The organism is Streptomyces sp. bgisy027 (genome assembly GCF_057710365.1).
In genome coordinates this window covers 277847-300838 of record NZ_JBYIVZ010000001.1, presented here as the reverse complement: position 1 = coordinate 300838, position 22992 = coordinate 277847, and the positions used below count along the sequence as shown (strand labels likewise).

The 22992-nt window shown below is 72.8% G+C and carries 17 protein-coding genes and 2 pseudogenes; 9 read left to right on the top strand and 10 right to left on the bottom strand.

Going from position 1 to position 22992, the window contains the following annotated elements:
• The first annotated feature begins 70 nt into the window (after positions 1–70).
• From AC3ETA_RS01310 to AC3ETA_RS01300, 3 genes and pseudogenes are all read left to right on the top strand, one after another.
• Positions 71–676 (top strand): annotated as a pseudogene (locus tag AC3ETA_RS01310) (carbonic anhydrase).
• On the top strand, positions 673–2466 hold the full coding sequence (locus AC3ETA_RS01305; protein ID WP_432190928.1) for a SulP family inorganic anion transporter: 1794 nt from the start codon (positions 673–675) through the stop codon (positions 2464–2466). Before AC3ETA_RS01310 ends, AC3ETA_RS01305 begins: the two are co-directional and overlap by 4 nt.
• Positions 2467–2550: 84 nt before the next feature.
• The gene (locus AC3ETA_RS01300) at positions 2551–2976 is read left to right on the top strand and encodes an excalibur calcium-binding domain-containing protein (protein WP_432190927.1); all 426 of its coding nucleotides are present in this window, start codon (positions 2551–2553) and stop codon (positions 2974–2976) included.
• A gap of 10 nt (positions 2977–2986) precedes the next feature.
• On the opposite strand, the pseudogene AC3ETA_RS01295 reads toward AC3ETA_RS01300, so the two are convergent.
• From AC3ETA_RS01295 to AC3ETA_RS01280, 4 genes and pseudogenes are all read right to left on the bottom strand, one after another.
• Positions 2987–3484: pseudogene (locus tag AC3ETA_RS01295) on the bottom strand (SDR family NAD(P)-dependent oxidoreductase); the annotation flags it as partial.
• Positions 3485–3835 (bottom strand): nitrite reductase small subunit NirD, encoded by a 351-nt coding sequence (gene nirD, locus AC3ETA_RS01290; protein ID WP_432190926.1) that lies wholly within the window; start codon positions 3833–3835, stop codon positions 3485–3487.
• The gene (gene nirB, locus AC3ETA_RS01285) at positions 3832–6444 is read right to left on the bottom strand and encodes a nitrite reductase large subunit NirB (RefSeq protein WP_432190925.1); all 2613 of its coding nucleotides are present in this window, start codon (positions 6442–6444) and stop codon (positions 3832–3834) included. The genes nirD and nirB overlap by 4 nt, the downstream gene beginning before the upstream one ends.
• The gene (locus tag AC3ETA_RS01280; RefSeq protein WP_432190924.1) at positions 6444–7655 is read right to left on the bottom strand and encodes an NAD(P)/FAD-dependent oxidoreductase; all 1212 of its coding nucleotides are present in this window, start codon (positions 7653–7655) and stop codon (positions 6444–6446) included. Before AC3ETA_RS01280 ends, nirB begins: the two co-directional genes overlap by 1 nt.
• Positions 7656–8436: 781 nt before the next feature.
• Here AC3ETA_RS01280 and AC3ETA_RS01275 point away from each other — a divergent pair.
• Positions 8437–9219 carry a sulfite exporter TauE/SafE family protein gene (locus AC3ETA_RS01275; RefSeq protein WP_432190923.1) on the top strand — a complete coding sequence of 261 codons (783 nt, stop codon included), beginning with the start codon at positions 8437–8439 and terminating at the stop codon, positions 9217–9219.
• On the opposite strand, the gene AC3ETA_RS01270 is transcribed toward AC3ETA_RS01275, so the two are convergent.
• The 4 genes from AC3ETA_RS01270 to AC3ETA_RS01255 form a co-directional block, all read right to left on the bottom strand.
• Complete coding sequence (locus tag AC3ETA_RS01270; protein WP_432191052.1) at positions 9216–9725, bottom strand: NAD(P)-binding domain-containing protein; 510 nt, start codon at positions 9723–9725, stop codon at positions 9216–9218. The two genes, AC3ETA_RS01275 and AC3ETA_RS01270, sit on opposite strands and share 4 nt — an antisense overlap.
• The gene (locus tag AC3ETA_RS01265) at positions 9722–10390 is read right to left on the bottom strand and encodes a class F sortase (protein WP_432190922.1); all 669 of its coding nucleotides are present in this window, start codon (positions 10388–10390) and stop codon (positions 9722–9724) included. The genes AC3ETA_RS01270 and AC3ETA_RS01265 overlap by 4 nt, the downstream gene beginning before the upstream one ends.
• Positions 10391–10507: 117 nt before the next feature.
• Positions 10508–11023 carry a hypothetical protein gene (locus AC3ETA_RS01260; RefSeq protein WP_432190921.1) on the bottom strand — a complete coding sequence of 172 codons (516 nt, stop codon included), beginning with the start codon at positions 11021–11023 and terminating at the stop codon, positions 10508–10510.
• A 454-nt stretch (positions 11024–11477) separates the two neighbouring features.
• Complete coding sequence (locus tag AC3ETA_RS01255; protein WP_432190920.1) at positions 11478–13124, bottom strand: M4 family metallopeptidase; 1647 nt, start codon at positions 13122–13124, stop codon at positions 11478–11480.
• A 110-nt stretch (positions 13125–13234) separates the two neighbouring features.
• On the opposite strand from AC3ETA_RS01255, the gene AC3ETA_RS01250 reads away from it, so the two are divergent.
• Complete coding sequence (locus AC3ETA_RS01250) at positions 13235–13663, top strand: gamma-glutamylcyclotransferase family protein (RefSeq protein WP_432190919.1); 429 nt, start codon at positions 13235–13237, stop codon at positions 13661–13663.
• Between the two features lie 30 nt (positions 13664–13693).
• On the opposite strand, the gene AC3ETA_RS01245 is transcribed toward AC3ETA_RS01250, so the two are convergent.
• Together AC3ETA_RS01245 and AC3ETA_RS01240 are read right to left on the bottom strand one after the other, a co-directional pair.
• Complete coding sequence (locus tag AC3ETA_RS01245; RefSeq protein WP_432190918.1) at positions 13694–15871, bottom strand: molybdopterin oxidoreductase family protein; 2178 nt, start codon at positions 15869–15871, stop codon at positions 13694–13696.
• 386 nt (positions 15872–16257) lie between these two features.
• Entirely contained in the window at positions 16258–16959 is a 702-nt protein-coding gene (locus AC3ETA_RS01240) for a SanA/YdcF family protein (RefSeq protein ID WP_432190917.1), read from the bottom strand.
• Positions 16960–17182: 223 nt separating this feature from the next.
• On the opposite strand from AC3ETA_RS01240, the gene AC3ETA_RS01235 reads away from it, so the two are divergent.
• The 4 genes from AC3ETA_RS01235 (at position 17183) to dnaG (ending at position 22946) form a co-directional block, all read left to right on the top strand.
• Positions 17183–18055, top strand: a complete 873-nt coding sequence (locus AC3ETA_RS01235) for a sirohydrochlorin chelatase (protein ID WP_432190916.1) — start codon at positions 17183–17185, stop codon at positions 18053–18055.
• Between the two features lie 205 nt (positions 18056–18260).
• Positions 18261–19514 carry a deoxyguanosinetriphosphate triphosphohydrolase gene (locus AC3ETA_RS01230; protein WP_432190915.1) on the top strand — a complete coding sequence of 418 codons (1254 nt, stop codon included), beginning with the start codon at positions 18261–18263 and terminating at the stop codon, positions 19512–19514.
• A gap of 156 nt (positions 19515–19670) precedes the next feature.
• Positions 19671–20936 carry an NAD(P)/FAD-dependent oxidoreductase gene (locus AC3ETA_RS01225; RefSeq protein ID WP_432190914.1) on the top strand — a complete coding sequence of 422 codons (1266 nt, stop codon included), beginning with the start codon at positions 19671–19673 and terminating at the stop codon, positions 20934–20936.
• A 105-nt stretch (positions 20937–21041) separates the two neighbouring features.
• The gene (gene dnaG, locus AC3ETA_RS01220) at positions 21042–22946 is read left to right on the top strand and encodes a DNA primase (protein WP_432190913.1); all 1905 of its coding nucleotides are present in this window, start codon (positions 21042–21044) and stop codon (positions 22944–22946) included.
• Positions 22947–22992: the final 46 nt, after the last annotated feature.

The window sequence follows — 22992 nt, the reverse complement described above, 5'->3', positions numbered from 1 at the left end:
TAACCTTCCTCTGGTGTGCCCTCCTCTACGGTGCTGTGAACTGGTCGGACTCCCAGCTGAGGAGGCATCGTTGAAGGCATTGCTGGACCGTGCCCGCTCGTTCAGGCGCAGGGTCGATTTCGAGAGCGTCGAATACCGGAAACTGGCCGAGGGGCAATATCCCGAGGCGCTCTTCATAACCTGCTCGGACTCGCGGGTCATACCCGCACTGATTACCGGTGCGCGGCCCGGAGAGATATTCGAGCTGCGCAACGCGGGCAATATCGTGCCGCCGTAAGGCAGTCCCGGCGCGTCGGGGGAGGCCGCCACCATCGAGTACGCACTGGAGGTGCTCGGGGTTCAGGACATCGTCGTGTGCGGTCACTCACACTGCGGTGCCATGGGCGCGCTGAAGTCCGGTGACGACCTGACCGCGCTGCCGGGCGTGGACGCCTGGCTGAAGCTGGCCCGCCCCGAACTGGGGCCGGTCCTCACCGCCGCCTCCGACGACCCCTCGCTGCCGGACGTGGCACAGGGCAACGTCGTCAACCAGCTCGCCGTACTGCGGACCTACCCGGTGGTGCGGCAGCGGCTGGACGAGGGGCGGCTGCGGCTGCACGGCTGGTACTACGAGGTCGACACCGGGCAGGTGCACGAGCTGGAGGGCGACGGCCGGTTCCGGGTGCATACCGGATGAGCGGGGCGCATGCGCGCGGACGGACGCGCGGCAAGGGGGGCGGCCCGAAGGGCGGGGGCGCCGGGCCGGCGAAGACCGCGAACGCGCACGCTGCCCCGGGTGCGGGTGCGGGTGCGGGTGCGGGTGCGTTCGCGGGTTCGGGTGCGGTGAAGGCCGGGGGCGCGCGGCTCGATCTCGCCAACGAGATCACCGCCTCCCTCGTCGTCTTCCTCGTCGCCCTGCCCCTGTGCATCGGCGTCGCGGTGGCCTCCGGCGTCCCCGCCGAACTCGGCATCATCTCCGGGGTGATCGGCGGCCTGGTCGTCGGCGCGGTCCGGGGCAGCACCCTTCAGGTCAGCGGGCCGGCCGCCGGGCTCGCCGCGCTGGTCGCGGAGACGGTGCTGGAGCACGGCCTGGCGATGCTCGGCGTGATCGTCCTGTTCTCCGGCATCCTCCAGATCGTCCTCGGCGTCGTACGCCTCGGCCGGATGTTCCAGGCGATCTCCCTGGCCGTGGTCCAGGGCATGCTGGCCGGCATCGGACTGCCGCTGATGTTCAGCCAGGCCTACCCGATGGCCGACGCCAAGGCGCCCGGCACGCCGGTCGAGAACATGGCCGGGATCCCGGGCCTGTTCGCCGACATCCTCACCGACCCGCAGGCGATGATCGCCACGCTGCTCGGCATCGCCACCATCGTGCTGAGCTTCCTGTGGAAGAAGGCACCCGGCCCGGCGAAGCGCATCCCGGCCGCGCTGGTCGCGGTCGGCATCGGCATCGCGGTGGCCGCGCTGCCCGGCGTGGACGTGAAGACGCTCCAGGTCGGCAATCTGCTGGCCTCCGTACGGGTGCCGGGGGCGGGGGAGTTCGCGGGGCTGGCGGACGCGGCGGTCATCACCGCCGTCCTCACCTTCACGGTGATCGCCTCGGCGGAGAGCCTGTTCACCGCGGCCGCCGTGGACCGTATGCACAGCGGCCCGCGCACCCGCTACAACACCGAACTCATCGCCCAGGGCGCCGGGAACACCATCGCCGGCATCCTCGGCGCCCTCCCGATCACCGCGGTCGTGGCGCGCAGCTCGGCCAACGTCCAGGCCGGTGCGAAGACCCGGATCTCCCGCACCCTGCACGGCCTTTGGCTGCTGGCCTTCGCGCTGCTGCTGCCGCAGGTCCTGGCGCTGATCCCGATCTCGGTGCTCGCGGGCGTCCTGGTGCACAGCGGCTGGAAGCTGTTCGCGCCGGAGGAGTTCCCGAAGATGTGGCGCCAGGACCGCGGCGAGTTCGTGGTGATGACGGTGACGACGCTGGTCATCGTCGCGACCGCGCTGCTGGAAGGTGTCCTGATCGGCCTCGCGGCCGGGATCGTGCTGGCGGCCCTGCGCATGTCGCAGACGGTGATCAGGCAGCACGTCGAGGAGGACACCGCGAAGGTCGTCATGGCCGGCAACGCGACCTTCCTCCGGCTGCCGCAGGTCATCGAGGCGCTGGAGAGCGCGGCGGCCTCGGGCAGGCCGCGCATCCGCCTGGACCTGACCGGCGTGACGCATCTCGACCACGCCTGCCGCAGCCAGGTGGAGGAATTCACCGCGCAGCAGCGGGGGTTGGGCCTGCGCGTGGAGCTGCTGATGCCGGGACCGGCGAAGGCGGAGACGCCGGTCACCACCGGGCCCGCCCCGCAGCCGGAACCCATGCCGGCGTCGGCTCCCGGTCCGGACGCCGAGTGGTTCTACCTGGACGCGGGAGCGCTGCCCGGCGGCCACGCGGACCCCGCGGACAGCTATGCGGAGAGCTACCGTCCGGTCACGTCACGTTAGTATCACGGGTCCTTCATAACTCCGCCGCATCAGCGGCCCCTGGCTACGTTCGTCACCTCGTGAACGACCAGGGAAGGACTCCCCGTGAACCTGCTCCGCAAGCCCGGCGCCATCGTCGTCGCCGCGCTGGCGCTGGCCGCACTGCCGTCCACCGCCGCCGCCCATGACGGTGCCCACCCGTTCGAGAACTGCGCCGAGGCGTACGCCAACGGGTACTCCGACATTCCCGCGAGCGACGAGCACTACGGCTCCCACCTCGACCGGGACGGCGACGGTCTCGGCTGCGACAGCCCGCCGGCCGACTTCGTCCCGGTGGGGGAGGGGCCGGCGGAGGAAGGTGCCGCCGAGGAGGGCGCGACCTCCGACGAGGCGGCCGGCGAGGAGCCGAACGGCACCGACCTCGCCGCGACCGGCGGCGACGACAGCACCCCGTACCTGGCGGCGGGCGGCGTGGCCCTGCTCGCCGGGGGCGGGGTGCTGCTGGTGCTCCGGCGGCGCGCGAGCCGCTGATCCCCGCGGGCTAGGCGGTCGCCCCGCTGTCCACCACCAGGTCCGTGCCCACCACCGAAGTCGCGTCGTCCGAGGCGAGAGAGAGGACGGCCGCGGCCACCTCGTCCGTCGTCGAGATGCGGCCCAGGGGCAGGGTGGTCCGGGCGCGGGCCGCGCGGGCCGCGTCGTCCTCGCCGGGGCGCAGGGACATCGGGGTCTCCACGGCGCCCGGGCTGACCGCGTTGATGCGGACGCCGTCGCGGATGTGGTCGAGGGCGGCACCCCGGGTGAGCACGGAGACGGCGGCCTTGGAGGCGGAGTACGCGGCGGCGCCGGGGCTGCGGGTGTGGACGCCGAAGGCGGACGCGATGTTGACGATCGCGCCGCCCGTCGGCTGGGTGCGCATCTGCCGGATCCCGGCGCGCAGGGCCAGGAAGACGCCCGTGACGTTGATGTCCAGCGGCATGCGCCAGTCCTCCTCGGAGAGTTCGGCCGGCGGGGCGCCGCCCCGGAAGACACCCGCGTTGTTCTACGCGGCCCGTACCTCGTACGTCGTGATCTGCACCGACTCGTCGTCCAGGCACTGCCCGGTCTCCAGGTCGAACCGCTGCTTCAGCAGGGGTGAGGCCACGAACGGCCTGCCCTGATGGCTGCCGGTCAGGCCGCGGGAGAGCACCGCGGCGCCGCCGAACGGATCGCGGTTGTCGATCGCGTACAGCTGCCCGGCACGGTCGCGGAACAGGGCCACCTGGCCGCCGTCCGGCAGCAGCGCCGCCACACCCCGGCCCGGGAGCAGCCGGGTCAGGTCGCAGATCGTCAGCCAGTCGTCGGCCAGCCGTACTTGGATCTTCAGGTCGGTCGTCTCGGGTGCCAGGGTCATCGCTGGGCGCTTCCTTCCAGGGGGCGGTGGCCGATGGTCAGCAGCGGCAGGTCGGGCTTGATCTGGTCGCGCTCGGGGACGAATCCGACGACCGGGTCGGGGGTGTCGGGGGCGTTGACGAAGGAGACGAAGCGGGCCAGCTTCTCGGGGTCGTTGATGGTCTCCGACCACTCGTCGCGGTAGTTCGCGACGTGGGCCGCCATCAGCGTCTCCAGCTCCTCGCAGATGCCGAGGGAGTCCTCGACGACCACGTCGCGGACGTGGTCCAGGCCGCCGGGGATCCGCTCCAGCCACACGCTCGTGCGCTCCAGGCGGTCCGCGGTGCGGATGTAGAACATCAGGAAGCGGTCGATCAGCCGGATCAGCTCGGCGTCGGAGAGGTCCTGCGCGAGCAGGTCCGCGTGGCGCGGGGTCGCGCCGCCGTTGCCGCCGACGTAGAGGTTCCAGCCGCCCGCGGTGGCGATCACGCCGAAGTCCTTCGACTGGGCCTCCGCGCATTCGCGCTGGCAGCCGGAGACCGCCGACTTCAGCTTGTGCGGCGAGCGCAGGCCCCGGTAGCGCAGCTCCAGGTCGATCGCCATCCGGACCGAGTCCTGGACGCCGTAACGGCACCAGGTCCGGCCCACGCAGGACTTCACGGTCCGCAGCGACTTGCCGTACGCGTGCCCCGACTCGAAGCCCGCGTCCACCAACCGCGCCCAGATGAGGGGGAGCTGCTCGACCCGCGCGCCGAACATGTCGATGCGCTGGCCGCCGGTGATCTTCGTGTAGAGACCGAAGTCCCGGGCGATCTCGCCGATCACGATCAGGCCCTCCGGGGTGATCTCACCACCGGCGATGCGCGGGACGACGGAGTACGAGCCGTTCTTCTGGATGTTGGCGAGGAAGTGGTCGTTGCTGTCCTGGAGGGCCGCCTGCTCGCCGTCCAGGACATAGCCGCTCGCGCCGATCGTCGGGGCGAGGGAGGCGATGATCGAGCCGATGGCCGGCTTGCAGATCTCGCAGCCGTCGCCGCCCCTGGCGCCGTCGCGGCCGTAGCGGTCGAGGAGGTCCTGGTAGGTGTTGATGCGCAGGGCGAGGACGATCTCGTACAGCTCCTCGCGGGTCTGCGCGAAGCAGCCGCACAGGCCCTTGTCGACCTCGACGCCGGACGCCTCCAGCTCGGCGGTGACCAGCTGGCCGAGGACCTTGACGCAACTGCCGCACGTCGTACCGGCCTTGGTGCACTTCTTCACCTCGGGCACGGTCGTGCACTGGTGGTCGGTGACCGCGCCGCGGATCGTGCCCTTGGTGACGTTGTTGCAGGAGCAGATGATCGCGTCGTCCGGCAGCGCGGACGGGCCGAGCTGCGCGGGGGCGCCGGCGCCGGCCGGCAGCACCAGCGACTCGGGGGAGACCGGCGGCACCGAGCCGGTGAACGCCTTCAGGGTGCCGTACGCCTCCGCGTCACCGACCAGGATGCCGCCGAGCAGCGTGCCGTCGCGGCCGATGACCAGCTTCTTGTACAGGCCCGCGCGGGAGTCGGAGTAGACGACGTCCAGGCAGTCCTCGGTGCTGCCGTGCGCGTCGCCGAAGGAGGCGACGTCCACGCCGAGGAGCTTCAGCTTGGTGGAGAGGTCGGCGCCCGTGAAGGCGGCCTCGTCGGCGGCGATGGTCGCGGCCGCGGTCTCCGCCTGCTCGTAGCCGGGCGCCACCAGGCCGTACACCCGGCCGTCGGCGGCCAGCGCGCACTCGCCGATCGCGAAGACATGCGGGTCGGCGACCGTACGGCACTGCTCGTCGACCGTGATGCCGCCGCGCTCGCCGACCGTCAGACCGCAGTCGCGGGCCAGCTGGTCCCGGGGGCGGACACCGGCGCTGAACACCACCATGTCGGTGGCCAGTTCGGAGCCGTCGGACAGCTTCATGCCGGTGACGGCGCCGGCGGCGTCGACCACGATCTCCTGTGTCCCGACGCCCGTGTGCACGCTCAGGCCCATGTCCTCGATGGTGCGCAGCAGCGCGGCGCCGCCGCCCTCGTCGACCTGGACGGGCATCAGCCGCGGCGCGAACTCCACGATGTGGGAGGTCAGTCCGAGCCCCTTCAGCGCACCGGCCGCCTCCAGCCCGAGCAGTCCGCCGCCGACCACGGCACCGGTCGTGCGGGTCTTCGCGTACTCCTCGATCGCGAGCAGGTCGTCGATCGTGCGGTAGACGAAACAGCCCTCGGCGTCCTTGTTCGGGACCGGCGGCACGAAGGGGTAGGAGCCGGTGGCGAGGACGAGGGTGCCGTACTCGAAGACCTGGCCGGACCGGGCGGTGACCTTCTTCGCCTCGCGGTCGACGGAGACGGCCGGGTCGCCGACGTACAGCTCGATGCCGTGCGTCTGAATGAACTCCATGTCCGTCATGGACAGGTCCTCGGGGGTCTTGCCCGAGAAGTACGAGGTCAGCGCCACGCGGTCATAGGCCGGACGCGGCTCCTCGCACAGCACGACCACGCGGTGGGTGGCGGTCAGGCCGCGCTGGGCCAGCGCTTCGAGGAAGCGCTGGCCGACCATGCCGTGGCCGACGAGCACGATCGTGGGGGTGGCCTCCGTGGCCTCCGTGGCCTCCGGGGTGGCGGTCATCAGGAGCCTCCATCGTTGGTGAGCAGGTGGAGCAGGGGGGCGTCGTCGGGGAGCGGCTCCGCTCCCTCCCAGGCGCGGGCGAGCGCGCCGACGGTGCCGAGTTCGCCGACGAGAACCCCGCCGACCAGGCGGTCGTCGCGGACGACGACCTTGCGGTAGGTGCCGCGGGTGGCGTCCGTGAGCTGCACGACGTCGTCACCGGGCCGGGCCTCGGTCTCGCCGAACGCGGCGAGGTCGAAGAAGCCCTCGCCGGCCAGCGTCAGCCGGGTCAGCGCACGCGTGCCGGTGTAGCGGGCGGCAGCGTCCCCGGCCAGCGACTCGGCGAGGACGTCGGCCTGTTCCAGCGCGGGCGCGGCCAGCCCGTACACCGTGCCGTCGTGCTGCGCGCAGTCGCCCACGGCCCGGATGTGCGGGTCGGACGTACGGAGTTCGTCGTCGACGAGGATGCCCTTGTGCACGGCGAGCCCCGCCTCCTTGGCGAGCCCGGCGCGCGGGTGGACTCCGCAGGCCAGGACCACGAGGTCGGCGTCGAGGGCGTACCCGTCGGCCATCTCCACCGAGCGGACCGCGCCGCCGACGCAGCGCACGTCCCGCACCCGCAGGTCGGTGTGGACCTCCACACCGAGACCCTTGAGATGACGCCGGACCAGCTTGGAGGCCGCCGGGTCGAGTTGACGCTCCATCAGCCGCTCAGACTGCTGGGCCAGCACGACCTGCGCGCCGCGCAGTGCCAGCGCGCGGGCCGCGGAGACCCCGAGGAGCCCGCCGCCGATCACGACCGCCCGCACCCCCGGCCGCACCTGCTTGGACAGGCCCAGGCAGTCGTCCATGGTGCGGAAGGCGTGGACGCCCTCGGGCAGTTCGTGGTCCGGGGTGAACAGCCCGCGCAGCGGCGGCAGCACCGCGTTGGAGCCGGTGGCCAGGACGAGGGTGTCGTATGCGATCTCCGACCCGTCCGCGAGATGTACGGCTCGCATCTCGCGGTCGATGCCGGTGACCCGGCCCCGGGTCAGCTCCGCGGGCGCCGGCAGGGCGATCACGTCGGGGCTGTACCGTCCGGCGAGCACCTCGGCGAGCAGCACCCGGTTGTACGGGCGGTGCTCCTCGTCGCCGACGAGCGTCACGGGCGTGCCCAGCTCGCCGAGCCGCCGGGCGAGCCGTACGCCCGCGAGGCCGGCGCCGATCACCACCACACGCGTATTCGAGGTCATGTCCAGGAGCGTGCGTTGCCGGTGTTTCCCGACCGCATCACGTCTGTTTCCCACGAGGAACGCTGCCCTCAGCGGGGCCCGGGTACGGGTGTGAGGGTTCGGAGGGCGCGGTGCGGGCGGGCTGTGAGGCCGGGCGGTGTGGGGTGAACCGTACCCCCGGTTTCCGTGCAGCCCCCATCGAATACGACCCGGCGGGACGGGAGCCTGGAGGCATCGGCTTTCAGCAGCTCATGCCAGGGGGAACACGTGATGGACCTCGTCCGCGGAACGCCGCTTCCGGACCCGGGGAGGGACTCGGCGGGGGATCCTCCGGAAGGGGTCCGGGGAGGAGGACCGGCCGGGAACCGGGGAGGGGACCGGTCGGGGTCCGGGGAGGAGGTCTGGGGAGGGGACCGGTCGGGTCCGGGGAGGAGGTCCGGGAGGGGACCGGTCGGGGTACGGGGAGGAGGTCCGGGGAGGGGACCGGTCGGGGACCGGGGAGGGGACAGGTCGGGGTCCGAGGAGGAGGTCCGGGGAGGGGGCAGGTCGGGGTCCGGGGAGGAGGTCCGGGGAGGGGGCAGGTCGGGGTCCGGGGAGGAGGTCTGGGGAGGGGGCAGGTCGGGGTCCGGGGAGGAGGTCTGGGAAGGGGACCGGCCGGGGACCGGGAAGGGGACCGGCCGGGGACCCGGGCAGGGGCCCGAAAAGATCTCGAGGGTACGCGCGGCTGACCGGAGCCCCGTCAACCTCAGATGCTCCTCAGGTACGTGGACGGTGCACACATCCGCCGCCTAGGGTCGCGATCATGCCCGACATATCCCTGACCACGGTCGTCGTCCTGTGCCTCGCGGCCCTCGCGGCCGGCTGGATCGACGCCGTGGTCGGCGGCGGCGGACTGCTGCTGCTCCCCGCCCTGCTGCTCGGCCTCCCGGCGAGCACCCCGGCCGCCTACGCGCTCGGCACCAACAAGGCGGTCGCCATCGTCGGCACCACCGGCGCCGCGGTGACGTACGCCCGCAAGGCACCGGTGGACGTACGCCTCGCCGTCCGCATCGGCCTCGCCGCGCTCGCGGGCTCCTCCGGGGGTGCCTTCTTCGCGGCCGGGATGAGCACCGAGGTGCTCAAGCCCGTGATCATGGTGGTGCTGCTGGGCGTGGCCGCCTTCGTGATCCTGCGGCCGGCCTTCGGCACCGCCCCGGCGACCGGGCCGGCCGCACCCCGCCGGATCCTCGCGGCGATCGGCCTCGCGGGCCTGGGCATCGGCTTCTACGACGGCCTGATCGGCCCCGGCACCGGGACGTTCCTGGTCCTCGCCCTCACCGCCGTGCTCCACCTCGACCTCGTCACCGCCTCCGCGACCGCGAAGATCGTCAACTGCTGCACCAACGCCGGCGCGCTCGCGACCTTCGCCTGGCAGGGCACCGTGCTGTGGCAACTGGCCGCGGTGATGGCCGTGTTCAACCTCGCGGGCGGCACCCTCGGAGCCCACACGGCCCTGAAGAAGGGCAGCGGATTCGTCCGGGTGGTCCTGCTGACGGTGGTGTTCTCGCTGGTGGTGAAGCTCGCCTACGAGCAGTGGTCGGCTTAGGCGGGTCCACTCTCCGCCCGCCGCGCGTCGAGCAGTTCGACCGCGCCGGTCGTGTCCTCGTCCCCGTGCCCCTCGGCCGGCCACCGCTCCAACAGCGCCAGGTACGGCGTCAGCAGCTCCGGGCTCACACTCTGCTCCTCGGCCGTGGCCAGCAGCGTGGCGTTGCCCGCGACCTGCATCGCGAGGTTGGAGACGACGTCCTTGCCAAGGTCGCCGCTCTGCAACCGGTCGGCCGCCTTGTGCGCGGCGGGGGCCATCGCGCCGAGCCACGACACCAGGGCGTCGCCGACCGAGGCGCCGTCGAGCAGACAGAGCACGACCAGCCGGTTCGCGGCCACCGCCTCGGCGGCGCTCGCGGCGACGGCCGCGCCCTCGGCGGCGAGGTGCCCGGCGCGGGCCGGGGTGCGGTTCCGGACGGTGACCGGATGGCCGGCGGCGAGCCAGGCACGGGCCAGGGCGGTGCCTGGGCCGGGAGAACATCCTGGGGCCGCGCGCGGAGCGGTCAGCGGCTGCCGGTCAGATGCGCGAACACGACGACGTTGCCCCGGTACCCGGTCGTCCGTGAGTAGCCGCCGCCGCAGGTGATCACCCGCAGTTCGGGGCGGGCCGAGGGGCCGTACACCTTCTCGTCCGGGAAGCCCTTCGCGTCGTACACCTCGACGGCGTCGACGGAGAACAGGACCGTGCCGCCGTCGCGGCGCGCCACCTCGATCGTGCTGCCCTTGCGCAGCGCGCCGAGGCGGTAGAAGACCGCGGGCCCGTCGGCGTTGTCGACATGGCCGGCGACGATCGCGGTGCCCGTCTCCCCGGGCGTGGTGCCGGCCTCGTACCAGCCCGCGAGGTTCTCCCGGTCGGCCGGCGGGACGTCGAGGCTGCCGTTCCGCGTCAGGCCGAGGCCGATGAGCGGCGCGTCGACGCGGATCGACGGTATGCGTATGCGGTCGGGCGGGGAGGGCGCCGGCGCGAGCGCGGCGGCGTGCAGCGGGTCGCGCGGACCGGTGCGCGGGCCACCGTTCCCGGTGTCCGGCGAGGCGGCCCCGGCCTGTGCCGGCGACGGCTGCGGCGGGGCGTGCGTCTCGCCTCCGCTGTGCAGCAGCCAGGCGCCGCAGCACAGGGCAAGGACGGTGGCGGCGGCTATCGCAGCGTCACCGACGCTCCTTCGACTGCGCACGCGAGCCTCCCGTGACTCTCCTCGGACCACCCGTTCCCCCTCCGGGCCGCGAGGGGCGTCGGACCCGGAGGGGGAGGGGACGTGCGGTACCGGCTGACGGACAGCGGAGGGTGTCCGTCAGATCCCGTCGCCTCTCGCCCGGCGATGCAGGAGCCAGGTACCGCCCGCGGCGGCGACGGCGAGAGCCGCCACGCCGGCCGCGGTCTGCACGGGGTCGCGGTCGAGAGCGCCGCCGACCCCCGTCTTCACACTTCCTCTCGGGTGCACCTGCTGCCCGCTCGCCGGCGTCAGCGTGACCACCAGGTCGCCCGCGATCCGCTTCCCGCCTTCGGCGCAGGTCGCGACGATCTCGTACGTCCCCGGCTGCGCGCTCGGCGGCACCCGGAAGCGTCCGCTCGCCGCCCGCTCCCGCGGCGCCAGCGTGAACGAACCGGCGCCGACCGCGCTGGCGTCGCCCGCCGCGCCGCCGTCCCGGCACGCGGCCGTGTCCACCGTGACCTGCTCGCCCGGAACGACCGAGGCCGGGCGCAGCTGCAGACCGTCCGTGTGGGTGCCGTGCGCGGGCGCGACGAGGGTCGCCAGGGCGCCGACGGCCAGTGCGGTCCCGGTCAGCAGACGGGCGGTACGACGCATCGATGCTCCTCCGAGCGCAACGGACCCGCGGCCCGCGACACCCCCATGTGCCGCCGTCGGCCGGGCCCTGCCCTTCCGAGGAAAGTCCCGGCACGGCGAGCGCGCTCCCCGAGAGCCCGCCGAAAGAGGCGTTGCCGGGTGTCCGAAGGGAGCGGAAGGACCCGCCCACGGCGCCGTTTCAGCAGGTCACCGGGGCGGGAGCAGGCCGTCGTCGAAGAGATTGGGTTGGGCGGGGCGCCGGGGTGTGAACGGGTGACGGAACCAGCTGCCCACCTGGGCCGCGCTTGTGCCAGTGCCCCCGGACCCATGTCGCGTCGTCGACGTCGCAGCAGGTGGGCATCCGGCTCCCTGGCGACCGGGCGGGCCGGCCCAGGGGCGCGGGGAACCGCGCGACCAGCCATGGACGACCGGCACCCGGCCACGCGGCTCACCCCGCGAGCTCCGCCCCGACCGGTCAGCCCACGTTCACCGCACTCCACGCGGCAGCGACCGCCCGCTCCTCCGCACTCCCCGCGCCGTACAGGTCCGCGGCCGCGCTCAGCGTCGCCGTCCGAGCCCCCGCGTACTTCGTCGAGGACGTCATGTAGACGGTCAGTGCCCGGTACCAGATCTTCCCGAGCTTCGCCCGCCCGATCCCGCTCACCGAAGAACCGTCACAGGTGGGGGAGTTGTAGCTCACCCCGTTGACCGTCTTCGCGCCGCTGCCCTCGGCCAGCAGATACGCGAAGTGGTTGCCGACCCCCGACGAGTAGTGCACGTCGAGCTGCGCGGTCGACGTGCTCCAGCAGTCCACCGACACCCCGTCCCTCGACGGCTTGTCCATGTACCGCAGGGCGCTCCGCCCGAGCCCCGACCGGACGACCTGCTCGCCGATCAGATAGTCCCCGGGGTCCGAGGAGTTGCCCGCGTGGAACTCCACCAGCGACCCGAAGATGTCGGACGTCGCCTCGTTCAGCCCGCCGGACTCGCCCGAGTACGTCAGCGCCGCCGTCTTCGACGTCACGCCGTGCGACATCTCGTGCCCGGCGACGTCCAGCGACACCAGCGGACCGAGCCGGGTGCCGTCACCGTCGCCGTACGTCATGCAGAAGCAACCGTCGTCCCAGAAGGCGTTGTTGTAGGCGTTGCCGTAGTGCACACGGTTGAACGAGCCCTTGCCGTCGCCCGCGATGCCGTTGCGGCCGTGGACGTCCCGGTAGTAGTCCCACGTCACGTCCGTGCCGTACTGCGCGTCCACCGCCGCCGACGAGCGGTCGGCCGCATCGCCGGTGCCCCAGTGGTTGTCGGCGTCGGTGAAGACCGTCGCGGGCGCGCGGTGGAGGCAGATGGTCAGGACGCACAGGTCCGTCCTGCCGGCCGCGTCACCCGTGTAGGTGCCGCCGCGCGTCGCGTCCTGGAGCTGGTACGCCGAACCCGACGCCGTCGTCTCCAGCGGCACCGTGCCCGCGTACAGCGACCTGCCGTCACCGGACGCCGTCTCGATGCTGTCCCACGCGTCGATCTGCTCCCCCGTGCCGGCGTCGGTCAGCACGGTGCGGGCGACCGGGTTGCCGAGGGAGTCCTGTGCGACCGCGTCGGTCCGCCAGGCCAGCTTCGGGGCACCGTGCAGGGCGTCGACGACCAACTCGGGCCTGGAGGTGAGCTTCTTGAGCGTCTCGCCGACGTTCACGGCGCGCAGCGCGCTCGCGGCGAGGTCGGCGGCCCGCGGTCCGGAGACCTTGGGCGAGACGCTCTTCAGGGAGATGGGGCGCGAGCCGGCGCGGGAGGCGCCGCGGTAGGTGCCGTCCTCCTTCAGATGCACGACGAAGTCGCCCCCGAGTACGGGGAGTCGGTGATACGTCCGGTCGTAGCGGACGTGCTGTGCGCCGTCCGGGTCCACCACCACGTCCCGGACGTCGGTGTCCTGCGCGGCCGTCAGGCCCAGACTCCCCGCGACGTCGGAGAGGACCGAGGCCGCGTTCGCCACGGCGTCGGCCCTGCTGGGTGACTCGTCCGCGCCGGCGGTGGGGGTGAGGACGGCGGCCAGCAGGCTTGCGACGGCTACTGTGGTGCCCGCGGTGGCCGGGCGGGAACGTCGGATGTGCGGCCGTATTCGGCTCATCGGTCTCCTTGAACTGGACGGCTCGGGAGCTGACCAAGATTCAAGGGGGCGTGCACAGGCTGTGGCCAGGGTGAATACGTGGAGGTGTGTGAGAGGAGAGAATCGTTTCCGTGAGCCTCTCTCCCCGACTCCCGTTCTTCGTCTACGGCACCCTGCGGCCCGGTGAGCCCAACCACGACCGGTTCCTGCGCGGCCGCGTGCGGACCGAGGAACCGGCACGGATGGAGGGGGCGGTGCTGTACGACGGGCCGGGTTATCCGTACGTCGTCGAGGAGGTGGGCGGGGGCGGCGTCGTCCACGGCGATCTGATCACCGCTCGCCCCGGGGAGTACCCCGCGCTGCTGACCGCACTGGACCTGCTGGAGGAGTACGCCGCGGGAGACCCACGGAGCCTCTACGAGCGCGTCGCCCGCGAGGTGCTCCGCGAGTCCGACGGAACTGCCGTGAGGGCGTGGGTGTACGTCGCCGCTCCGCCCGTCGCGGCACGGCTGCGGGTGAGGGGCGCACCGATCGCGAGCGGCGACTGGGGGCGGCGCTGAAGTTCCCCGCGCCCCTCGCCGGCTGTGCGCTTACAGCTCGACCGGCTCAACCCGTACCGCGCACGTCTTGAATTCCGGCATCCGGGATGTCGGGTCGAGTGCCGGGTTGGTCAGGGTGTTGGCGCGGCCCTCGCCCGGCCAGTGGAAGGGCATGAAGACCGTGTCGGGGCGGATGGCGGTCGTGATGCGGGCGGGGGCCACCGCGCGGCCCCGGCGTGAGATCACGGCCACCGGGTCGCCGTCGGCCGCGCCGAGACGGGCCGCGAGCCGGGGGTGCAGCTCCACGAACGGGCCCGGCGCCGCGGTGTTCAGCTCGTCGACGCGGCGGGTCTGGGCGCCGGACTGGTACTGGGCCACGACCCGTCCGGTGGTGAGGAGGACCGGGTACTCGTCGTCGGGTTCCTCGGCGGCCGCCCGGTGCGAGACGGGCGCGAACCTCGCCCGTCCGTCGGGCGTGGCGAAGCGGTCGAGGAAGAGACGGGGCGTACCGGGGTGCGGTGCCGTACCGGCGTCGTGGTCCCGCGCGGGGTCGTCGGGCCCGGCGTCCAGCGAGGCGTCCTCGGAGTCGCCCGCGTCGTCGGCCGCCCCCGTCGCCGCCGGACACGGCCAGAACACCCCGTTCTCCTGCGCCAGCCTCCGGTACGTGATCCCCGAATAGTCGGCCGGCCCGCCCGCGCTCGCCCGCCGCAGCTCCTCGAAGACCTCCTCGGCGTCGGTCGGGAAACCCTTCTCCAGCGCCCGTTCGCCGCCCAGCCGCGCCGCGAGCTCGTGCATGATCTCCAGGTCGCTGCGGACACCCTCCGGCGCAGTGATCGCGCGGCGGCGCAGCAGGACCCGGCCCTCCAGGTTGGTCGTCGTGCCCGTCTCCTCCGCCCACTGCGTCACCGGCAGCACGACGTCCGCGAGCTCCGCCGTCTCCGACAGCACGACGTCGCACACGGCGAGGAAGTCGAGGGACCTGATGCGCTCCTCGATGTGCGCGGCACGCGGCGCCGACACCACGGGGTTGGAGCCCATCAGCAGCAGCGACCTGATGTCGGTGCCGAGCGCGTCCAGCAGTTCGTAGGCGCTGCGCCCCGGGCCGGGCAGGCTGTCCGGGTCCACGCCCCACACCTCGGCGACATGCCGCCGCGCCGCCGGGTCGTCCAGCTTGCGGTAGCCGGGCAACTGGTCGGCCTTCTGGCCGTGTTCGCGCCCGCCCTGCCCGTTGCCCTGCCCGGTCAGGCAGCCGTATCCGGACAGCGGCCGGCCCGCCCGACCCGTCGCCAGGCACAGGTTGATCCAGGCGCCCACGGTGTCGGTGCCCTTGGACTGCTGCTCGGGTCCGCGCGCGGTCAGCACCATGGCGTGCTCCGGCTCGCAGAACAGCCGTACGGCCTCCCGCAGTTGCGGAACGGGCACCCCCGTGATCCGCTCCACGTACTCCGGCCAGTGCGCCATCGCGGCGGCCCGTGCGTTCTCCCAGCCGGCCGTGCGCTCCTGGACGTACTCCTCGTCCACCCGCCCCTCGGCGACGACCAGGTGCAGCAGGCCGAGGGCGAGCGCGAGGTCGGTGCCGGGGCGCGGGGCCAGGTGCAGATCGGCCTGCTCCGCGGTCCGGGTGCGGCGCGGGTCGACGACGATCAGCGTGCCGCCGTTCTCCCGCAGCTCGGTGAAGTAGCGCAGCGCGGGCGGCATCGTCTCCGCGGGGTTGGAGCCGACGAGGATGACACAGCCGGTCCTCGGGATGTCCTCCAGCGGGAACGGCAGCCCCCGGTCCAGGCCGAACGCCTTCATTCCCGCCGCGGCCGCCGACGACATGCAGAAGCGGCCGTTGTAGTCGATCTGCGAGGTGCCGAGCACGATCCGCGCGAACTTGCCGAGGCTGTACGCCTTCTCGTTCGTCAGGCCGCCCCCGCCGAAGACACCGCACGCGTCCGGGCCATGTTCCGTACGCGTGCGCTGCAGGCCCTTCGCGACGCGGTCGAGCGCCTCGTCCCACGTGGCCGGCACGAGCGTGCCGCCCGACCGCACCAGCGGCGAGGTCAGACGGACGCCCGGGGCCAGCACCGCGGGGGCCGTACGGCCCTTGCCGCACAGCGCTCCCCGGTTCACCGGGAAGTCCGGGCGCTCGACCACCGCGACACCCCCGTCCTGCTGGGGCGTGAGGTTCATTCCGCACTGCAGGGCGCAGTACGGGCAGTGGGTGGGCGTCGCGGTGTTCTGCATGCCCTTCAGCGTGCTTCGGGCGTGTTACGCGCGCGGCGGCCCCCTGTTACACGGTCGGGACGGTGACCTCCCCGCCGCCGCCACGCCGTCGTGAGCTTGGCTGTGGTGCCGTGACATGGGCTGTCCGGTCGCCTGCCGCTCCGTCGTGGCCGGTCGCGCAGTTCCCCGCGCCGCTTGAGGGCGTTGCCCGACCGCCGGTGCCATGCCTCCGGACACGAAGGAGGGCGGGAGGGGGCCGGTGCCCCGCTCCCGCCCGTTCTGCCGTGAACGCCATGTATGGTCTGCCGGCCACGGAAAGCTCCCGGTTGTGAGGGTTCACCCGCCCGGCTGGCGTGCGCGCGTCAAAACCTGCGCGCGAGAGCGTGGGGCGCCCGTTCCGGGCGCCGCTACCGCCGCGCGGCCAGCGCATTCGCGACCCCCGGCTCCTCGCGCCCGAGGAAGTGCGGGTCCGGCTCGAAGGCGGCGTCCAGGGCCGCCTTGCCGGCCGCGAGGATCTCCCGGGTGCCGCCGTAGTACCAGGTCACGTCGTGCTTTTCCGGCACCCCGACGCCGTACGACGCCACCCCGGCCTCCTCGCACAGCGCCACCGCCCGCCGGATGTGGAAGCCCTGGCTGATCAGCACGGCCTCGCGCACGCCGAAGATCTTCCTGGCCCGGACGCAGGAGTCCCAGGTGTCGAAGCCCGCGTAGTCGCTGACGATGTGCGCGTCGGGCACGCCGTGCCTGGTCAGATACGTGCGCATGGCGTCCGGCTCGTCGTAGTCCTTGCGGCTGTTGTCGCCGGTGACCAGGACCACCTCGATCCGCCCCGCGCGGTACAACTCGGCCGCCGCGTCCAGCCGGTGGGCGAGATAGGGGGAGGGCTCGCCGTCCCACAGTCCGGCGCCGAAGACGACGGCCACGTCGGTGCGCGGCACGTCCGCCGTGGTGCGCAGCCGGTCGCCGGTGACGACGTACATCCAGGTGGCCGGAAGCAGCGCCAGCACGCATCCGGCCATCACGGCCTGCACCAGCCGCCGCTGCCCGGCGCGGGTGCGCGGAAGTCTCGGTCGGCCCAGCTTCGGTCGGCCCAGCTTCGGTCGGCGCATCGGACGGTCCCTCCCCGGTCGGCACACGGCCTGTCCTCGACCTTCAGGGACGCCCGTCCGGCCCCCACGGTTCACTCCCCAAGGCGTGATCAGCTTCACTCCGGCCGGTGAAACCGCAGGTCACCCCAGCTCACACCGCCCGGGTACCGCACCGTGAACCCGGCGAAAGAACCCGTCATTCCAGCGAAACGGGGCGGCAACGTCCCGCCGCCACCATCGGTTCATGACGGCGTCGAACCACCTTCACGACGAGTCCACGACGGCCCACCTCGACAGTACGGCGCACCTCATGAACCGGATCAGCAGCCAGCTCGCCAGCCAGCTCAGCCTCGTCCAGCGCGACGGGAGCCGGCGCCCCGAACCGCCCGCGCTCGTCGTCGTGGCCCACGGCAGCCGCGACCCGCGCGCCCTGAGCACGGTCCGCGCGCTTCTCGACCAGGTCCGCGCGCTGCGCCCCGGCCTGCCGGTCCACCTCGGCCACATCGAGCTGAACGAGCCCCTGCTCCCCGACACCCTCGCCGCCCTCGGCGACCGCCGGGCGATCCTCGTCCCGCTCCTCCTCAGCCGCGGCTACCACATCAAGCGGGACATCCCCGAGATGGCCGCCGAGTCGTCGGCGGGGGCACGCGTGGCCGGCGCGCTCGGCCCGCATCCCCTGCTGGTGGAGGCCCTCACCGCCCGCCTGGTGGAAGCGGGCTGGCGCACCCGCATGGACGAGCCCATGCGCCGCATCAGCGCGGTCGTCCTCGCAGCGGCGGGCTCCCGCGACCCCGAGTCCAAGGTCGACACGTCCCGCACGGCCCAGCTCCTGGCCAACCGCCTGGGCGTCCCGGTCGTCCCGGCCTACGCCACGACAGCGGCCCCCACGGTCCCTGACGCCCTGGCCGCGCTGGCGGCCCGGGGCCGCACAAGGGTGGCGATCGCCTCGTACTTCACGGCCCCCGGCCGCTTCGCGACGGAGTGCGCGGAGAAGGCCCCATGGATGGCGTCGGCGCCGCTGGGCACCCACCCGGCGATGGCGCGACTGGTCCTGCACCGCTACGACCGGACGGCGGCGACGCCGGTGACGACAACAGCGGAATTGGCGACCGCTTGAGACGCCGGGGGAGGTGCCCCACTCAGGGGCGGCGCGGGGAACTGCGCGACCAGCCCCCACCGACCCGCACTCGCCACTCAACAGCACCCGGCAGACACGAAGGCGCACCCGGCAGACACGAAGGCGCACCCGGCAGACACGAAGGCGCACCCGGCAGACGCAAAGCCGCACTCCGTTTGTCACCCCCTGCCCTTACTGTCGAGACATGTCGTACGACCTGCCGTCCCTCGAACGCTGGGCCCCCGAACCGGACAAGCGCCCCGGCCGAACCGCCTTCCAACGAGACCGCGCCCGAATCCTGCATTCCGCCGCGCTGAGAAGGCTCGCCGGCAAAACCCAGGTCGTGACACCGGGAACCCACACCAACGCATGGGATCCCAGCCCCCGCACCCGCCTCACCCACTCCCTGGAGTGCGCCCAGGTCGGCCGCGAACTCGGCGCGGCCCTCGGCTGCGACCCCGACCTCGTGGAGGCCGCCTGCCTCTCCCACGACCTCGGCCACCCACCCTTCGGCCACAACGGCGAAGTCGCGCTGAACGAGTTCGCTGAGGACTGCGGCGGCTTCGAGGGCAACGCCCAGTCCCTGCGCCTGCTCACCCGCATCGAGCCCAAGCGGTTCACCCCGGAGGGCTCCGTCGGCCTCAACCTCACCCGCGCCACCCTCGACGCCGCCACCAAGTACCCCTGGCCCCGCGGCGCGCACCCCGCCGACCCGGGGTCCCCGAAGTTCGGCGTCTACGACGACGACAGACCCGTCTTCGACTGGGTCCGCAAGGACGCCCCCGGCACCCGCACCACCTTCGAGGCCCAGGTCATGGACTGGTCCGACGACGTGGCGTACTCCGTGCACGACGTCGAGGACGGCCTGCACGCCGGCCACATCGACCCCAACTGCCTGCACGCCGAACCCGAACGCCGTGAGATCTTCGCCGTGGCCATCGGCCGCTACGTCCCCGAGGACACCGACCCCGCCGAACTCGCCGCCGCCCTCGACCGGCTCCAGGACGCACCCTGGTGGCCGCACGGCTACGACGGCTCGGCCGTCGCCCAGGCCCGTCTGAAGGACGCCACCAGCCAGCTCATCGGCCGCTTCTGCCTGGCCGCCGAGACCGCCACGCGCGCCGCCCACGGCGACGGCCGGCTCACCCGCTACGGCGCCGAACTCGTCGTACCGCACGGGACCCGCCTGGAGTGCGCGGTCCTCAAGGCCGTCGCCGACCGGTACGTCATGCAGCGCGCCGAGCAGGAGCGGCTCCGTGCCGACCAGCGGATCGTCGTCGCCGAACTCGCCGAGGCGCTCACCGCCCGCGCGCCCGAGGGACTGGACCCGCAGTTCCGGGCCCTGTTCGACGCGGCCGGCGACGAGCGCGCCCGCAAGCGCGTGATCGTCGACCAGATCGCGTCCCTCACGGACGCCTCGGCGCGCGCCCTGCACGGGCGGCTCACCCAGCGGGCGTGAGCGCCGGTGCCGTCACCCGCGCGAGACAGGTGAGACACCGGGGGCGAACGGGCACTCGAAAGTGACCCTGCGTGGCCTGATCGGGTCACCCCCTCTTCCCGCATCACGCTGCGTGCGGGACGCTCATGTGGCGGCACCCTTACGAGGAGGCATCAAGTGGTCGACGCGGATCAGACATTCGTCATCGTCGGAGGAGGGCTCGCCGGCGCCAAGGCGGCCGAGACGCTCCGGACCGAGGGCTTCACCGGGCGGGTGATACTGATCTGCGACGAGCGCGACCACCCGTACGAGCGGCCGCCGCTGTCCAAGGGCTACCTCCTCGGCAAGGAGGAGCGCGACAGCGTCTTCGTGCACGAACCCGCCTGGTACGCGCGCAACGACATCGAACTGCACCTCGGCCAGACCGTCGACCGAATCGACCGTACGGCCAAGACGGTGCGGTTCGGCGAGGACGGCACCGTCGTCCACTACGACAAGCTCCTGCTGGCCACCGGTGCCGAGCCGCGCCGCCTCGACATCCCGGGCACCGACCTGGCCGGCGTGCACCACCTGCGCCGCCTCGCGCACGCCGAGCGCCTCAAGGGCGTCCTCACCTCCCTCGGCCGGGACAACGGGCACATCGTGATCGCCGGCGCCGGCTGGATCGGCCTGGAGGTCGCGGCGGCGGCCCGTGAGTACGGCGCCGAGGTCACCGTCATCGAGCCCGAGCCGACGCCGCTGCACGGCGTCCTCGGCCCCGAGCTGGGCGGCCTCTTCGCCGAGCTGCACCGGGAGCGTGGGGTGCGCTTCCACTTCGGCCGGCGGCTGACGGAGATCGTCGGCCAGGACGGCATGGTGCTGGCCGCGCGCACCGACGACGGCGAGGAGCACCCCGCGCACGACGTCCTCGCCGCGATCGGCGCGGCCCCGCGGATCGGCCTCGCGGAGGCGGCGGGACTCGACATCGCCGACCGCGCGCAAGGGCGCGGCGTGGTGGTCGACGAACAGCTGCGCACCTCCGACCCCGACATCTACGCCGCCGGTGACGTGGCGTCCTTCCCGCACGCCCTGTTCGACACCCGGCTGCGGGTGGAGCACTGGGCCAACGCGCTCAACGGCGGCCCGGCGGCGGCCCGGGCGATGCTGGGGCGGGACGTCGCCTACGACCGCGTGCCGTACTTCTTCTCCGACCAGTACGACCTGGGCATGGAGTACTCCGGCTGGGCGCCCGCGGGGTCGTACGACGAAGTGGTGATCCGGGGCGACGCCGGGAAGCGGGAGTTCATCGCGTTCTGGATGAAGGACGGCCGGGTGCTCGCCGGGATGAACGTGAACGTGTGGGACGTCACAGAGCCGATCCAGCGGCTGATCCGCTCGAAGGCGCAGGTGAACGCCGAGAGCCTGGCGGATCCGCACATTCCGCTCGAAAACCTCGCACCGTAGGTGGCAGTGCGCCCCCGTGCCGCAGTTCCCGGGCGACGACCCCGGACCCCCGGCCGGGGGTGGGCTCGCCCCAGGAGTGTCAGTTCTGCCCCGTAGAATCACCCTGTGGCAGGACGGATCAACGACGAGGACGTGAAAGCGGTACGGGACGCGGTCCCGATCGACGCCGTGGTGTCCGAGTACCTCCAACTGCGCAACGCGGGCGGCGGGAACCTCAAGGGGCTGTGCCCCTTCCACGACGAGAAGTCGCCCTCCTTCCAGGTCAGCCCCAGCAAGGGGTTCTTCCACTGCTTCGGCTGCCAGGAGGGCGGCGACACCATCACGTTCGTGATGAAGGTCGACCACCTCACCTTCTCGGAGGCCGTCGAGCGGCTCGCCGCCCAGGCCGGCATCACCCTGCGCTACGAGGAGGGCGGCTACAACCCCTCCCACCAGCGCGGCGAACGCATCCGCCTGGTCGAGGCCCACAAGATCGCCGCCGACTGGTACATGGAGCAGCTCGCCACCGGTCCGGAGGCCGACACCGGCCGCCAGTTCCTCGCCGAGCGCGGCTTCGACCAGGCCGCCGCCCAGCACTTCTCCGTCGGCTACAGCCCCCAGGGCTGGGACCACCTCACCCGCTATCTGCGCGGCAAGGGCTTCACCGACAAGGAACTCCTGCTGTCCGGGCTGTCGCAGGAGGGCCGCCGCGGCCCCATCGACCGCTTCCGGGGCCGCCTCATGTGGCCGATCCGCGACATCGGCGGCGACGTCGTCGGCTTCGGCGCCCGCAAGCTGTACGAGGCGGACAACGGCCCGAAGTACCTCAACACCCCCGAGACGGCGATCTACAAGAAGTCCCACGTCCTGTACGGCATCGACCTCGCGAAGAAGGACATCGCCAAGGCGAGCCGCGCGGTCGTCGTCGAGGGCTACACCGACGTCATGGCCTGCCACCTCGCCGGCGTCACCACGGCCATCGCGACCTGCGGCACGGCTTTCGGCGGCGACCACATCAAGATCCTGCGCCGGCTGCTGATGGACAACGGCTCGGCCCGCGTGATCTTCACCTTCGACGGCGACGCGGCCGGCCAGAAGGCGGCCCTGCGCGCCTTCGAGGACGACCAGAAGTTCGCGGCGGAGACCTACATCGCCATCGCGCCCGACGGCATGGACCCCTGCGAACTGCGCCTCGCCAAGGGCGACGAGGCGGTGTCCGACCTGGTCGAACCGCGCACCCCGCTGTTCGAGTTCGCGCTGCGCCAGATCGTCGTCCGCTACGACCTCGACACCCCGGCGGGCCGCGCCGCCGCCCTGGACGAGGCGGCGCCGATCGTCGCCCGCATCAAGAACAGCGGGGCCCAGCACGAGGTCGCCGTCCAGCTCGCGGGCATGCTCGGCATCCTGGACACCCAGTTCGTGGTCAAGCGGGTGGCCCAGCTGGCGCGGTGGGCACGCGAGCGGGGCGGCAGGGGACAGGCGCCCACGTCCCGCGGCGGGCAGCAGCAGTACGACGCCGCACCCGCACCCCGCACCTCCGGCCCGGCCCTGACCCTGCGCAACCCCGTCTACGCCACCGAGCGCGAGCTGCTCAAACTCGCCCTGCAGCGACCCGAGTTGGTCTCCCCGGCGTTCGACGCGTACGGCGTCGACGAGTTCACCGCCGCCCCCTACGCCGCCGTACGCCAGGCGATCATGGACGCGGGCGGCGCGGAGTACGGCATCCAGGACGCGCAGGAGTACCTGGTCCGGGTCCGTGACGCGGCCCCCGACGACCAGGTCCGTGCGATGGTCACCGAGCTGGCCGTCGAGGCGATCATGCGCAGGACCGTCGACGAGAACTACGCCGGCGAGCAGCTCGTCACCGTCCGCCGCCGTGCCGTGGAACGCCGGGTGCGCGACGTCCAGAGCCGGCTCACCCGTCTCGGCACCGGCGGCGACCCGGCCCAACTGGCCTCCGTGCAGAACGAGCTGTGGGTGTTGCAGCAGTACGACCAGGCATTGCGCGGGCACGGCGCCGCAGCGCTCTGACCGTTCCCCGGGTCCCCGTCCGTCGGGATAACCGCGCGGTCACGGC